Origin of the sequence: Dolichospermum circinale AWQC131C, assembly GCF_000426905.1 — a bacterium.
GTDB classification, from domain to species: Bacteria; Cyanobacteriota; Cyanobacteriia; order Cyanobacteriales; family Nostocaceae; genus Dolichospermum; species Dolichospermum circinale.
In genome coordinates this window covers 1-13,664 of the sequence record NZ_APIY01000380.1, presented here as the reverse complement: position 1 = coordinate 13,664, position 13,664 = coordinate 1, and the positions used below count along the sequence as shown (strand labels likewise).

Below are 13,664 nucleotides of genomic sequence, written 5' to 3'. Positions count from 1 at the left end.
GGGAACAGGGAACAGGGAACAGGGAACAGGGAACAGGGAACAGGGAACAGGGAACAGGGAACACAGGAAGAAAGACAGAATTGATACCTACTTAGTCTTGTATGGCTACGCCACGCAAGCTATCAAAAATCAAATATTATTCCTATATGTGATTGAGATTCTCTCAGAAAAATCGCTATCCTCACATCATTATGACATAATTAATCACTATATAGTAACTGAACTTTAACCGAGTCACTCAGCATTTACGGAAAAATACCCCACCAAATCACCGACAATTAAGACAAATTTTACCATTATGTAACTGAGATCAAAATATCCCCACAACTGGTTAATAACTTGACAAATCTTGCCATAGCCACTACCAACTGCGGGGAAGTCAAGACCCTTAACCCTATTCCCTATTTACTGTTCCCAATTACGGGCTATAATACGGAGATTTGATTAAGACATGGCTTGAATGATGTAATCAAAGTAGGGTGCAGTCTCTAAAGCGTCTTCTGCATTCAGTAAATCTAAGGACGCTTGTTTAAGAGAATTAATCGCCTCTACCATGCCGGGAACGGGAACGCCCAAGGAATTGTACATTTCTCGTACACCAATCAAACCAATTTTTTCAATGGGTTCTTTGTCACCAGCAAGTACACCATAGGTAATTAGGCGTAAGTACCAGCCAAAGTCCCGAATACACAAAGCCCGCTGTTTTTCACCGTAAGCATTACCACCAGGAGCGATAAAATCAGGGCGTTTTTGCCAAAGTTTTTTGGTAGCTTCTTGAACAATTTTTTTCTCGTTTTCTGAAAGGGTAGCAGCGATTCTTGTGCGCTTTACACCAGTTTCCAAAAATGCTTTGATGTTTTTGAGTTCGCCACTGCTGGGGTAACGCAGTTCGTCGTCAGCTTGGAGAATAACTTGGCTAATTACAGTCATGATGATCTAAATAACCCGAAATATTTATATTTGCTAGTTTAGCGACTTAGAGGAACATTCGTGAAGTGTGTGGGAAGATAGAGGTAAATCTATTCACAATTCTACATTAAGGAAGTCTCCCTTCCCTATTCCCTAACAACTGACTAATGACTAATATAATGTGGCGACAAGGTGAAGTCATCGAATTGGAAATTACTGATTTAAGCGACACTGGGGACGGTGTGGGACGCTTTGATCAGCGTGTGGTTTTTGTACCAGATACTGTACCAGGCGATCGCCTACTTGTCAAATTACTCAATGTTAAGCCAAAATATGCCTATGGTCAACTTGAGGATTTATTAGAGGCTTCCCCTCAACGGCTAAGACCAAATTGTATTGTCGCTGACAAATGTGGTGGTTGTCAGTGGCAACATATTAACTATAATTACCAGTTAATAGGCAAACAAAATCAAGTAATTCAAGCTTTAGAAAGAATTGGCGGTTTTGTTAACATAAATGTGAATACAGTATTAGTAGCTGCTGCATCCTTGGGTTATCGTAATAAAGTTACTTATCCACTTGGTATTTCTGCCACAGGTCATGTCCAAGCTGGGTATTATCACAAAGGTACTCATAAATTAATCAACTTAAATCAATGTCCAGTGCAAGATTCACGGTTAAATCCTTTATTAGCTGAAGTCAAATTAGACATTGAAAAGCAGGGTTGGTCAATTTATGACGAAACTAGACACAAAGGATTAATTCGCCATTTAGGTTTACGCATTGGCCGTCGCACAGGAGAAATGCTGCTAACTTTAGTCGTCAAAGATTGGAACTTACCAGGAATTGAAAACCAAGCACAGCAATGGTTACAGCGTTATCCCCAATTAGTAGGCGTGTCATTAAATCGTAATAGCGATCGCACAAATGCTATATTTGGATTAGAAACCCGTTGTTTAGCTGGAGTTCCCTACCTACGAGAAAAATTCGCCGGACTGGATTTTCAAATTCGTCCAGATACCTTCTTCCAAGTGTACACAGAAACAGCCGAGGCTTTATTAGAGGTAATTCAGTCAGAACTAAATTTACAAGGTCATGAAGTCCTAGTAGATGCCTATTGTGGCATAGGGACCTTAACCTTGCCCCTGGCTAAACAAGTAAAGCAGATCATCGGTTTAGAATTACAATCAACAGCAGTAAAACAGGCAATTGTCAATGCTCAAGAAAATAGAATTAATAATGTAACATTCCAAGTAGGTGCAGTGGAAAAAATTCTCCAGAATTTGGAGATCATACCAGATGTCGTCTTACTTGATCCACCACGGAAAGGATGTGAAGATAACGTTATCAAAACATTAAGAAACTTGAAACCTTCTCGAATTGTTTACGTCAGTTGTAAAGTATCTACCTTAGCCCGTGACCTCAAATTACTTTGCGAAAACGGACTATACAGACTCACAAGGGTTCAGCCCGCTGACTTCTTCCCTCAAACTGCCCATGTAGAAGCAGCCGCCTTTCTGGTACTATCGGACAATGATTAGAGTCATTAATTCTTTACAAAAATAAAAATTGTCAATTTGTAGTCTAGTGCATACGCATAATGCTAGAATGAAATCACCATAAAAATAGAAACTCATTTTTTTTTAAAAGACATCGAAGCTGCATAGAATCTTAAAAAAGGTGCATAAAATTGTCTTAATTACAAGCCGCCGGTTAATCAGAGGATCTTTCCCCTGCTGTTTAAAACAGTAGCCTTTATTCATCTACTTAATCAACAGACTAACCTTAGCAAACTGTAAATAAGCAATTTGATTCTCCTTCTAAATTACCAGCGGAGAGCATTTTTATAAATTTAGTTTTACAGACGCAAGTTTAAAGGCAACATGATCACCTAATTCTTATCGGAATGCCTGAAAAAGCTTTCTTGATGTCTAGCTAACTAAAAGCTACGGGGTTTCTCTTGTGATTACCATTTCTCTTCGTCCAGTCGGGCGTTATTGGGGGACAATTAGTTTTGCTTCCACCCTTTATCTTTGTCCAATCCTAGATTTACTATTGACAGATATTCCCGCAAAATTGCAATCAGAACTGCGACTAGGACTCCAAGAAGCCCTAGTAAATGCGGCTAAACATGGGAATAATCTTGATCCCGCTAAATTAGTAGTAGTTCGTTTCTCATTAGTAGAGAATCAATATTGGTGGATTATTTCAGATCAGGGTAGCGGTTTCACTCCCTCCATTACAGGTGATAGTGATCCCAATGACTATTTACCACCTGAGGAAGCAGAAAGTGGACGGGGTATGTCCTTACTGCATCAGATTTTTGATCAAGTAGAATGGAATCGCAAAGGTACAGAACTCAGGCTTTGTAAGCAATTAGAAAGCCGTCGTTTATTGTCTTTGCGAAGGTGAAGGTTAATTCCTTTGTTACTGGGGCAACCACGCGGTTTGCCCCTACAACCCCGGTATTAGGGCAACCACGGGGGGTTTGCCCCTACGTTGTTTTGTGCCCGTGGGTGGGGCAAGGAGGGGCGGAAATTGATTTGTCTAGCCAGCCTACAGCCTGTTCTAGTCTAGCTTGCGCCTCTTGGGGTTCATTTTTGACCAAAAAGACTATGGCGGCGGCAACCTGTTCACTAGCGCGGGCATTGCGGTTAGATTTGAGACGATGCCAATCATCTGGAGTGATCCTTAATCTTTCCATGAGGGCTTGTGCTAGTTCTAAAGTGCTAATTTCATTTAGTGGACTGGTTTGCAACATAATACTAAGTGCTAAGTTAAGAGTAAAATTTATGATTAAATCATCATAGCTAATTACTAATCGCTAATGACTAATTTAGAGGAAAATCCCTACCTAGATTTTGCACGGGAATTAGAGGAAGTGGAAACTTCACTAAGATTCTTGAAGGATAGATATACCCAAGTGCAAAATGATCAACAACAAAAGGCACAATGGCAACAAGAATTAAGGAATTTAAGGCAAAATAGTAAACAGACCCCAGAAATCAAGGCCGAGTTAACCCGCATTCAAAAACAGTTGGAAACCTTGGAAATCAACTTAGAAAGCCGATTGTTTTCTTGGAATACCCTAAAAAGACCTTTTTGGCAAGCTATCCGTTTTGGCGGTTTAGGGGTTATTATAGGTTGGTTACTAAAATCTTGGGTTGGATGATGGAATTTTAGATTTTGGATTTTAGATTTTGGATTTTATTTAAACCAAGTCCAATGATATCAAATCGGAAATTTTATGATTCGGTTTATCCGATTTTCAGTCTCTATTTTGCTATAATTGGTATTATATAGTCAAAAAAAACAGTTGGAGAAAATGCTAAATCGTCGTATTGCAGAAATATTAAGAAGTGGTAAACCAGAAGAAACTTTGGTAGTCCAAGGTTGGGTAAGAACAAAACGCGAGTTAAAAGGATTTGCGTTCTTAGAAGTTAATGATGGTTCATCCTTGGGTAATTTGCAAGTTGTGATTAATCAAGATTTACCAGATTATCAAGGAATCTTAAAACAAATCAATACGGGTGCTTCTATAGAAATATCAGGAGTAATAGTAGCTTCCCAAGGTAAAGGACAAAGAATAGAATTAAAAGCGGATACGGTGAAAATATACGGAGACGCTGATCCTGATACCTATCCTCTGCAAAAGAAACGTCATTCCTTTGAGTTTCTAAGAACCATAGCCCATTTGCGCGGTAGAACTAACTCCTTTGGTGCGGTATTTCGGGTAAGAAATGCTTGCGCGACTGCTATTCACCAATTTTTTCACGAACGGGGTTTTTTATGGGTACATACTCCCATTATTACTGCTAGTGACTGCGAAGGGGCTGGAGAATTATTTACTGTTACTAATTTTAATTTAAAGAATGTTCCCCGCAGAGAAAATCAAGAAATTGATTATAGTCAAGACTTCTTTAGTAAACCTGCATATTTAACAGTTAGTGGACAGTTAGAAGCCGAAATTATGGCTATGGCTTTTACTAATGTCTATACTTTTGGTCCTACATTCCGGGCGGAAAATTCTAATACTTCTCGTCATTTAGCCGAATTTTGGATGGTTGAACCAGAAATGGCGTTTTGTGATTTAGAGGGTGATATGGATTTAGCTGAGGAGTTTCTAAAATACATTTTTAAATATGTAATGGAAACTTGTCCAGAAGACATGGAATTTTTTAATGAACGCATTGATAAAACTGTTTTAGAAACTGCTAATAATATTATTAACAATCAATTTGAACGGTTGACTTATACAGAAGCAGTTAAACTTTTAGAAAAAGCCGATGTTAAATTTGATTATCCTGTGAGTTGGGGTGCAGATTTACAATCAGAACATGAACGCTATTTAGCCGAACAACTGTTTAAAAAGCCAGTCATTGTCACAGATTATCCCGCACAAATCAAAGCTTTTTATATGCGGTTAAGTGATGATGAAAAAACCGTCCGCGCTATGGATATTCTCGCACCAAAAATAGGAGAAATTATTGGTGGTTCCCAACGGGAAGAACGGTTAGATATTTTAGAAAAACGGGTTTTAGCACAAGGTATGAACCCGGAAGATTTGTGGTGGTATTTAGATTTGCGTCGTTATGGGACTGTTCCTCATGCTGGTTTCGGTTTGGGGTTTGAAAGGTTGGTACAATTTATGACGGGTATGGGGAATATTCGGGATGTTATTCCCTTCCCTCGCACACCAGAAAACGCGGAGTTTTAATGATTTTAGAGACGTTGTAAATAACGTCTCTTTTAAAAATGTTATTTTTCTAATTGCTAACTTTTTGATTTACCTCGAACTGAGGTAAGGTTAAAAATATTTCTATACTGCACCTTGACGAATCATTTCAAAACCATATACATAGATATCCGCAAATTTATAGCGTTGATCTTTCTCGCGCAATTGAATAATACCGATTTCAGTTAAAAAAGAAGCAAACTTTTCAAACTCTTCAAAATCTGCTATATCCTGTGCTGATTCTTGCCATATACTATGTAATTCTTCTTTAGGTAAAAGGGCTGATTTTTGCTTGAGAGAATCAAAAAATTTAGTCAAATGACGATATTCTTCTTTGATTTCATCACATCTTTTTTCAGATGCTTTTTTCAATCCAATTTCTAAAGATTTACTGCGTAATAAACGATCTGTTGGTGGTTGAATTGATGATTTTCCTTGATAGCTTAATTCTTGTTCCTTTGCACCTGTTAATAAGATACTTAAACTACGAGGAAAAGTAGTACCACTAGAATCAGTTAATCTTTCATAAACCCATCTAGATACATATTTAGCTTTGTTCCCTGTTCTGCGACGACTTCCCCAAAGTAATTCTAATGCTTTATCAATTGCATCTTCACTAGATTGATCAATACTTTCTACAGCAATAGGAGAAAACCTATCTACTAAATTCTTAAAATCTGGAGATTGTATTGATTGACGCAAAGCTAATCTTAACAAATCAACTCTAGTCCATTGTAAAATAATATCCCGTCCAGTAAAATGACTTTTATTATCAAAAATTAAACGATTCCATATATCTTCTCTCAAGAAAATCTTAAATCTAATTTCTGTTAGGCGATTTGCATCACAAGATTGAACTAATTGAAATAATCCAGATAATGCCGATTGTCTTACTTCTCCTGCTTCAGGAAAATCTTCATCTAAATCATCATAAAGAAACCAAATTTTCTGAGATTTATTTTTGGCTTGTTCATGAATAATATTGTTAATGGCATCATTAACTATTTCACTTAGTATAGAATTAGTAGATAATTCTAACAAAACTTGATTGTACTCAGATTGCCATTTTCCTTTAGGTAAATTATTGATAATATTTTTCAGTTCACTAAATTTTTCACCTTTCCTATTTTTAGGAAAATTACATAAATTTTCCTGATGACATCTAAGGAGTAAATAAGCTCTCCAGAAAGCCTCCCATGTCCCACCCTGTTGCTGTAAATTTTCATGAATAAATTGGAATTGTCCACGAGTCGGACGACTTTCCTGATATCTACCATGTGCAGACAAAAATACAGTATTATCTAATCTACCACGAGCTAGTTTTTGAGCATCACTTTTATATTGGAGAAAAAGCCAATATAGAGCAGTTTTACCTGTTCCTTTTCTACCTCTAATTAAACAAGTTACATGATCTAAAAATTTCTCAAAATCATTGGTACGCTGGAATAGCAACTCGAATTTTTGTTTTTGATCTACTTCCGCAGCATTTACCTCAGGAAATTGCAAGCTTTTGATAATTTTCCAACGTGTTTCTGGATTAGTTAAAATATTTGTTCTTTCAATTTCGTCAGTTTCTTCATCAATTAAATTGACTATTTTATTATAGTAATCTAGTAAAGCTCTTACAGGGTAATTATCAGCTAAAGCAATGGGTTGAAGATAGGGAATTACTAAAGGTTCTGGTATTTCTAATTGATCATTATCATCTATTTCAGATTCTTCATCCGTAGATATTTTTATTTCATCTAGTAAAGATTGATAAATTTCCTTTACCTTGTCAAGTTTACTAACATCAGGAACAGGAGAAAACACAAAATTAATTGATGATTTATTAAGGTTTTGAAGTGATTGTAAAAGCAGTTTTATTCCTTGTTTATTTTGTTCATTAGGAAAAAGAAAAATAACCGCATCATCAGCAGCTTGAATTAATGATAAAGCTCCCCATTGATTAATTCCCGTTCTCGAATCAATTAATATAACATCAGGTTTTAATTGTTCGTCAATTTCGCACTTGAAAACAGACCAAAGATTTTGATCCCCATCAATAATAGTATTAGCATGAAGATCATCAACCTTAGCAATATAATCAAGACTAAGACAACCAGCAGGAACAACAAATAATCTTCCTTTAGCGTTTGGTATTCTCACTTCACCAAATATTTCAGTAATGGAAATACTCGCTTTTATTCCTTCTGGTAAATAGGAACGTTCATAAAAATAGTCAACAATTCCATATTTTGGTTGTGGTTGCAGGTTGAATGCTGTACTTAAACCAGGTGCTTCTAAATCTAAATCTACAGCGACAACTTTACGTCCTCCCATTGCTAAAATCCAAGCAACATGAGTTAGTGCTGTAGTGCGACCTACTCCTCCTTTAAAGGAATAAAATGTCACTGTTCTGGGTCGACTAAGTTCACGTTGGGGGAAGGTTAATTGATTTTGTGGGTTTGCTGCTTGAATAGCTAAATCCTGCCAAGTTTTGATTGTATTTACATCAGAAACTTCTGGAGGTGAAAGATTAAGAGATTTAGCTTCTTCAGGTGTATATAGGGAGAGAAAACCAGGAGATAAATGAGGAACTTGTGATTTAAGTAAGTTATAAATTTGTTCTTGACGTTGAGAAATAGATAAACCTATAAAGCAATCGCTTACAATAGTCAAATTCAATAAACCGGATGTAGAAATATTTACATCAACCCATTCTTGTGACTTCTGTACATACTGGTTTTTAATTCCCTGTTTTAGTAAAATCTGCCAATTTTCCTGCATTTGATCACCTTTTTAAAGTTGAGTAGCTTGCTTCAGTAACCAACTTTTGATACTTGTGTATGCGTGTAACCAGATTTTGTAATTTTGCTCATCAGGTTCAAGACTAGAATAACGCATATCTATGAAATGTTGACCCATTGGATTTTCAACTTGATCAAGCCATTTTCTCACTTCTGAATTATGATCAACTCTACATTTTAGTTTATTGTGTTTTTTTAGAAGTTCTGCATAAGTATGTGTCATCAAGTTGTGTGTAACCCCAGGTAGAGTATTACAAATCATTGCTTTTAATAAACACTCAATGGTTACACCACCAAAGTGCATAGCTCCAACTTTCCTTACAGGGTATAGTGTTTGAGTATCAATATGGCGCTCCATAAAAGCTGCCTGGTAATCTTCCATACTTGTTAAACTTAAAATTCAAGCTTTATCAGTAATCAGTATATTATTAAATTAACCAATTTTCTAACTGTAAATCTTTAACTCTAGTTAAATCAGAATCGTGAGAAACTAAAACTAAATTATGAATAATAGCAGTAGCAGCTATCAAAATATCTGCGTCCTGAATAATTTTACCTCTGTTTGTTAAATCAGCATGAATTTCGGATGCTTTTTCAAATATTCTCAGATCATCTAAAAACAAAATAGGATAATCTTGACAAAATTGTTGAAACCAAGCCAACTTCTTAGTCGCATTACTTCTTAAAAGTCCTCTTTGAACTTCATAATAAGTTATGCCACTAATACCGATAAATTCACCTTGACGACGTATTTCTGTAATTTTCAATGCCACTTCAATATTCTGTTTTAGTGAGGCTGAAACAATATTCGTATCTAGTAAATAACCCATTTAACCCCCACGTTTTACAGATTCATCAAAAATTTGCATTTGCTCTGGAGTCAAATCATTTAACATTCCTGAAACTAAATGTAAAGATAAAATACTTTTAATCCGTTTCGTTAATTCCCCCTGAGAGATATTATTAACATCAGGGACAGCAATAGGATCAAAATTACGATTAATCACTTCAATCATTTTCTCTCTATCTAAGTTTTCTTGATAAAGAGGATTATTGTCAATTAAAGTTCTGACAATTTCGGGTAATTTTTGATAATTAGATTGATGATTAATAATTTGAGTCATAGTTAAACCTCTTCAAAATAATATCGTTGTTGGACAACCTGAGTCCTATTATAGCAGCTACAATATCCCCGCAAAAGTAGGAATCAACAAAAAACAGCCGCCCCCTTACGGAAGCGGCCATTATTTAAACTAGGAAAACTACGAAAAGATTTTAGTAGTCGTAATCTCCGCCACCCATACCAGCGCCAGCAGCAGGAGCGCCATCTTTAGGTTCTGGCTTGTCAACAACAATACATTCGGTTGTCAACACCATACCAGCGATAGAAGCCGCATTTTGCAGAGCAGAACGAGTTACCTTAGCGGGGTCAACAATACCAGCAGCCAACATATCTACAAATTCGTTGGTAGAAGCATTGAAACCAATATTGAAATCCTTCTCTTTGACTCTTTCAGCAATGACAGCGCCGTTTTGACCAGCGTTTTCTGCAATTCTCTTGAGAGGAGCAGGTAAAGCGCGAGCGACGATTAAAGCGCCTGTCAACTCTTCATCTTTGAGGTGGCTATTAGCCCAAACTTCCAATTGAGGAGCGAGGTGAGCCAAGGTTGTACCACCACCGGGAACAATACCTTCTTCTACAGCAGCCTTGGTAGCGTTGATAGCGTCTTCCAAGCGTAGCTTCTTGTCCTTCATTTCGGTTTCGGTAGCAGCACCAACTTTCACAACAGCTACACCACCGGACAATTTAGCCAAACGCTCTTGGAGTTTTTCTTTGTCGTAGGAAGATTCGGTTTCTTCCATTTGACGACGGATTTGTTCGCAACGAGCCTTAACACCAGCTTCATTACCTTCAGCCACAATGGTGGTGCTGTCTTTGGTAATGGTGATGCGACGAGCTTTACCTAAGCTTTCTAGCTTAGTGGTATCTAGTTTCAAACCAGCGTCTTCGGTGACAAGTTGACCACCAGTTAAGACAGCGATATCTTCTAGCATAGCCTTACGGCGATCGCCAAAACCAGGAGCTTTCACAGCAGCAACGTTGAGAACACCGCGTAAACGGTTAACTACCAAAGTTGCTAAAGCTTCTTTTTCGATGTCTTCAGCGATAATTACCAAAGGACGGCCGGAACGAGCTACTTGTTCGAGGACAGGAACTAAATCTTGGACTAAAGCAATCTTCTTGTCGGTTAACAAGATGAAAGGCTCATCAAAAACGGTTTCCATGCGCTCTGCATCGGTAGCGAAGTAAGGGGAAATATAACCCTTATCAAAGCGCATCCCTTCGGTGATTTCCAATTCGGTGGTCATAGACTTCCCTTCTTCTAGGGAAATTACGCCTTCTTTACCCACCTTGTCCATAGCTTGAGCAATCATGCTACCGACTTCTTCATCGTTACCAGCGGAAATTGCTGCAACTTGAGCGATCGCCTTAGAATCTTCTACAGGGCGAGCGTGTTCAGCAATTTTTTCCACTAAAAACCCAGATGCTTTATCAATACCGCGCTTTAATAAAATCGCATTAGCACCAGCTGCAACGTTCCGCAAACCTTCTTTAACGATAGCGTGAGCCAAAACGGTAGCGGTGGTTGTACCATCACCCGCAGCGTCGTTGGTTTTAGAAGCAGCTTGACGAATCAGAGCCACGCCAGTGTTTTCGATGTGGTCTTCTAATTCAATTTCCTTAGCGATGGTTACACCATCATTAACAATTTGTGGTGCGCCGAATTTCTTTTCTAGAACCACGTTACGACCCTTAGGACCCAGGGTAACAGCTACAGCTTCAGCCAGAATATCAATACCACGCTCTAGAGCGCGACGGGCGTTTTCGTTGTAAATAATGCGCTTTGCCATAATAAGTCTAAATCCCGATAGTAAATTGAATTTGTCTTCAAATTGGTGAATGGTAAAGAGATAATAGGGAAAACTCTTGACCTATCACCTATCCCTAACTAGCTAACGACTGCTAGAATGTCTTTTTCAGACAGGAGTACATATTCTTCAGTACCCAGTTTGATATCAGTGCCGGCGTACTTGGAGTACAACACCTTATCGCCAATGTTGATGTCCATTGGTTGACGGCTACCGTCGTCATTACGCTTGCCTGGTCCTACAGCGGCGATTTCGCCTACTTGGGGTTTTTCCTGGGCATTATCGGGCAAATACAAACCGCCTGCGGTTTTTTCTTGGGGGGCGCTCACTTTGATGAAAACGCGATCGCCCAGGGGTTTAACGGTGGAAACGCTTAGAGATACAGCTGCCATACAAAATTTCTTGCTTTCTTAGCACTCTCGACTCATGAGTGCTAATTTAGCGAAAGATCGGACATAATAGCAATACCGACTCATGTACGGGTTTCCGAACTCAGGACAGGGTGGCTGTACTTAAGTGCAAATATCCAATTATTTTAGTTGTCAGGGTTTGTTGCGTAAGTAATGAATATTTTGATATGGACAAATTTATTTGCAAACCTGGGAAATTGTTATAGAACTGTAATCAGGGATCTACTTTTCGCAGTAAGAGTACAGTCATCCACAAACAGCCATCTCATCCCCAAAACTACTGGGGATTAGGGATTAAGGAGCAAGGACCAAAGAGCAGGGAATAGGGAATAATTGCCAATTACCCATGACCCATGCACACAAAAACTCTAGACTTTGTGTAACCACAAACAGATAAATGCTCAATTCTGTTACAAATCCGCTAGTCTAGAACTTGGGGATGTTCTTAACCAGGATTGGGGGAGCGATAACCCCATCAGTTATCAGACAGCCTCAATCAAGCATCTTCACAACTCAAGTCAAAAACTTGCGTGTTTGTTGTTCTAGAACGATAATGGTATATTACCTAGATGCGGTCTGGCATCGCCAGTTAAGCCCAGAAGTCATGAGATCAGGTCATCCAAGACCAGTGAATTGGCAATTAGTATGGTGAAAAAATCTGCATTTTTAACCCATACTTTAAAAACCTCCCCGGTTGATTTTGAACCTCTCAATGGAGGCTTCACAACCGAAGGATATAGTAAGCAGCAGTGGACTAATGAAAGCGCGGGTGAGTTTTAAGCTAGGGTAATCTTGAAAAAATACCAACTTGTGACTCACAAGGACGATGATTTAATCAGGGTTTTTTGGCCTGCACCTTTCAAATGGACATATAATAGCGCATTATGAAGACTACTGCTATACGTATCCTTACTAGACTTTTTCCGTCCACCTACTAGGATGTTGAAAGTGACTACCACTTTTAAGACTTAGAGGCGATCAAGATAAGTTCAGTGGGAAAAAGACAACACAATCCAGTCATCCACCATACAGGATAACTATATCAACACCCTAATGGATCGAAGCGCGAAAAGTGCCACTGTTATGAAAGAAACCAGCATGAAAGAACACAAACGACTTCTACTGATTGATGATGACCCCAACCTCATCTTGCTGGTGAAGGATTACTTAGAGTTCCGAGGCTATGAAATCGGAACGGCGGAAAATGGAAGAGAAGCTCTGGACATTTTAGAACATGACGTTCCAGATATGATTATCTGTGATGTGATGATGCCAGAAATGGACGGATACACTTTTGTCGAACAAGTCCGACAAAACGAACGCACTGGCTGGATTCCTGTTCTCTTTCTCTCAGCTAAAGGACAAAGTACGGATAGAGTTAAGAGTTTAAATAAAGGCGGGGACGTATATATGGTCAAGCCTTTTGAACCTGAAGAACTTGTAGCACAAGTAGAATCTGCCCTTAAGCAAACTATTCGTTGGAAAGAACACCAAACAAAAGGAAGTGACAATGTTTCTCGCATCCAAGTTCCTTTCGATGTTCAGCTAACCCCAACGGAACTAAAAGTTGTACAGTTTGTGGCTAGGGGTTTAGCTAACCGTGAAATCGCTGAAGAATTAAATGTCAGTCAGCGTACTGTTGAAAGCCATGTCTCCAATATGTTAGGTAAAACCAATCTCCACAACCGCACTGAATTGGCGCGTTGGGCGATTGAAAATCAAATGGCCTAAACAATTTTAAATTTTGGATTTTGGATTTTGGATTTTGGATGATTTATCTAAAGTCTAAAGTCCAGAATTTATGCTTTAGAAAAATTACGCTGGAGATAAAAATTTACATCTTGATAAATTTGGGTTTTTGTCTCTTAATTTTAAATTTTGGATTTTGGA

General features: G+C 38.2%; 13 protein-coding genes and 1 pseudogene. 6 read left to right on the top strand and 8 right to left on the bottom strand.

Annotated elements, in window-relative coordinates; translation table 11 throughout:
• Window positions 1-229: pseudogene (locus ACIR131C_RS26425) on the top strand (hypothetical protein); the annotation flags it as partial.
• Between the two features lie 215 nt (window positions 230-444).
• Here ACIR131C_RS26425 and ACIR131C_RS0100350 read toward each other — a convergent pair.
• Window positions 445-930 carry an allophycocyanin subunit alpha-B gene (locus ACIR131C_RS0100350; RefSeq protein WP_028082722.1) on the bottom strand — a complete coding sequence of 162 codons (486 nt, stop codon included), beginning with the start codon at window positions 928-930 and terminating at the stop codon, window positions 445-447.
• Window positions 931-1,076: 146 nt separating this feature from the next.
• Between ACIR131C_RS0100350 and rlmD the strand changes: the two genes are divergently transcribed.
• Both rlmD and ACIR131C_RS0100340 read left to right on the top strand, forming a co-directional pair.
• A complete protein-coding gene (gene rlmD, locus ACIR131C_RS0100345) occupies window positions 1,077-2,450 on the top strand; it encodes a 23S rRNA (uracil(1939)-C(5))-methyltransferase RlmD (protein ID WP_028088641.1) in 1,374 nt (457 codons plus the stop codon).
• A 421-nt stretch (window positions 2,451-2,871) separates the two neighbouring features.
• The gene (locus tag ACIR131C_RS0100340; RefSeq protein WP_028082724.1) at window positions 2,872-3,321 is read left to right on the top strand and encodes an ATP-binding protein; all 450 of its coding nucleotides are present in this window, start codon (window positions 2,872-2,874) and stop codon (window positions 3,319-3,321) included.
• 82 nt (window positions 3,322-3,403) lie between these two features.
• Here ACIR131C_RS0100340 and ACIR131C_RS0100335 read toward each other — a convergent pair whose 3' ends face one another.
• Window positions 3,404-3,670, bottom strand: coding sequence for a DUF6439 family protein (locus ACIR131C_RS0100335; protein WP_028088640.1), 267 nt, complete (start codon window positions 3,668-3,670; stop codon window positions 3,404-3,406).
• Window positions 3,671-3,736: 66 nt separating this feature from the next.
• Between ACIR131C_RS0100335 and ACIR131C_RS0100330 the strand changes: the two genes are divergently transcribed.
• Together ACIR131C_RS0100330 and asnS are read left to right on the top strand one after the other, a co-directional pair.
• Window positions 3,737-4,081 carry a sll0565 family protein gene (locus ACIR131C_RS0100330; RefSeq protein WP_028088639.1) on the top strand — a complete coding sequence of 115 codons (345 nt, stop codon included), beginning with the start codon at window positions 3,737-3,739 and terminating at the stop codon, window positions 4,079-4,081.
• 153 nt (window positions 4,082-4,234) lie between these two features.
• Entirely contained in the window at window positions 4,235-5,626 is a 1,392-nt protein-coding gene (gene asnS, locus ACIR131C_RS0100325; RefSeq protein WP_028088638.1) for an asparagine--tRNA ligase, read from the top strand.
• 102 nt (window positions 5,627-5,728) lie between these two features.
• Here the strand turns inward: asnS and ACIR131C_RS0100320 are convergent, their stop codons facing one another.
• The 6 genes from ACIR131C_RS0100320 to groES form a co-directional block, all read right to left on the bottom strand.
• A complete protein-coding gene (locus ACIR131C_RS0100320; RefSeq protein WP_028088637.1) occupies window positions 5,729-8,413 on the bottom strand; it encodes a P-loop ATPase, Sll1717 family in 2,685 nt (894 codons plus the stop codon).
• Between the two features lie 12 nt (window positions 8,414-8,425).
• On the bottom strand, window positions 8,426-8,815 hold the full coding sequence (locus ACIR131C_RS0100315; RefSeq protein WP_028088636.1) for a hypothetical protein: 390 nt from the start codon (window positions 8,813-8,815) through the stop codon (window positions 8,426-8,428).
• Window positions 8,816-8,861: 46 nt separating this feature from the next.
• Window positions 8,862-9,263 (bottom strand): type II toxin-antitoxin system VapC family toxin, encoded by a 402-nt coding sequence (locus ACIR131C_RS0100310; RefSeq protein WP_028088635.1) that lies wholly within the window; start codon window positions 9,261-9,263, stop codon window positions 8,862-8,864.
• Entirely contained in the window at window positions 9,264-9,557 is a 294-nt protein-coding gene (locus ACIR131C_RS0100305) for a hypothetical protein (RefSeq protein ID WP_028088634.1), read from the bottom strand.
• Between the two features lie 151 nt (window positions 9,558-9,708).
• Window positions 9,709-11,346, bottom strand: coding sequence for a chaperonin GroEL (gene groL, locus ACIR131C_RS0100300; RefSeq protein WP_028088633.1), 1,638 nt, complete (start codon window positions 11,344-11,346; stop codon window positions 9,709-9,711).
• A 98-nt stretch (window positions 11,347-11,444) separates the two neighbouring features.
• The gene (gene groES, locus ACIR131C_RS0100295; protein WP_028082734.1) at window positions 11,445-11,756 is read right to left on the bottom strand and encodes a co-chaperone GroES; all 312 of its coding nucleotides are present in this window, start codon (window positions 11,754-11,756) and stop codon (window positions 11,445-11,447) included.
• A 1,071-nt stretch (window positions 11,757-12,827) separates the two neighbouring features.
• On the opposite strand from groES, the gene ACIR131C_RS0100285 reads away from it, so the two are divergent.
• Window positions 12,828-13,505, top strand: a complete 678-nt coding sequence (locus tag ACIR131C_RS0100285; RefSeq protein ID WP_028088632.1) for a response regulator transcription factor — start codon at window positions 12,828-12,830, stop codon at window positions 13,503-13,505.
• Window positions 13,506-13,664: the final 159 nt, after the last annotated feature.

Excerpts from the sequence above, each read along its gene's own strand:
- ACIR131C_RS0100350 (WP_028082722.1), bottom strand. The coding sequence starts at position 930 with ATGACTGTAATTAGCCAAGTTATTCTCCAAGCTGACGACGAACTGCGT.
- rlmD (WP_028088641.1), top strand. The coding sequence starts at position 1,077 with ATGACTAATATAATGTGGCGACAAGGTGAAGTCATCGAATTGGAAATT.
- ACIR131C_RS0100335 (WP_028088640.1), bottom strand. The coding sequence starts at position 3,670 with ATGTTGCAAACCAGTCCACTAAATGAAATTAGCACTTTAGAACTAGCA.
- ACIR131C_RS0100330 (WP_028088639.1), top strand. The coding sequence starts at position 3,737 with ATGACTAATTTAGAGGAAAATCCCTACCTAGATTTTGCACGGGAATTA.
- asnS (WP_028088638.1), top strand. The coding sequence starts at position 4,235 with ATGCTAAATCGTCGTATTGCAGAAATATTAAGAAGTGGTAAACCAGAA.
- ACIR131C_RS0100320 (WP_028088637.1), bottom strand. The coding sequence starts at position 8,413 with ATGCAGGAAAATTGGCAGATTTTACTAAAACAGGGAATTAAAAACCAG.
- ACIR131C_RS0100315 (WP_028088636.1), bottom strand. The coding sequence starts at position 8,815 with ATGGAAGATTACCAGGCAGCTTTTATGGAGCGCCATATTGATACTCAA.
- ACIR131C_RS0100310 (WP_028088635.1), bottom strand. The coding sequence starts at position 9,263 with ATGGGTTATTTACTAGATACGAATATTGTTTCAGCCTCACTAAAACAG.
- ACIR131C_RS0100305 (WP_028088634.1), bottom strand. The coding sequence starts at position 9,557 with ATGACTCAAATTATTAATCATCAATCTAATTATCAAAAATTACCCGAA.
- groL (WP_028088633.1), bottom strand. The coding sequence starts at position 11,346 with ATGGCAAAGCGCATTATTTACAACGAAAACGCCCGTCGCGCTCTAGAG.
- groES (WP_028082734.1), bottom strand. The coding sequence starts at position 11,756 with ATGGCAGCTGTATCTCTAAGCGTTTCCACCGTTAAACCCCTGGGCGAT.
- ACIR131C_RS0100285 (WP_028088632.1), top strand. The coding sequence starts at position 12,828 with ATGGATCGAAGCGCGAAAAGTGCCACTGTTATGAAAGAAACCAGCATG.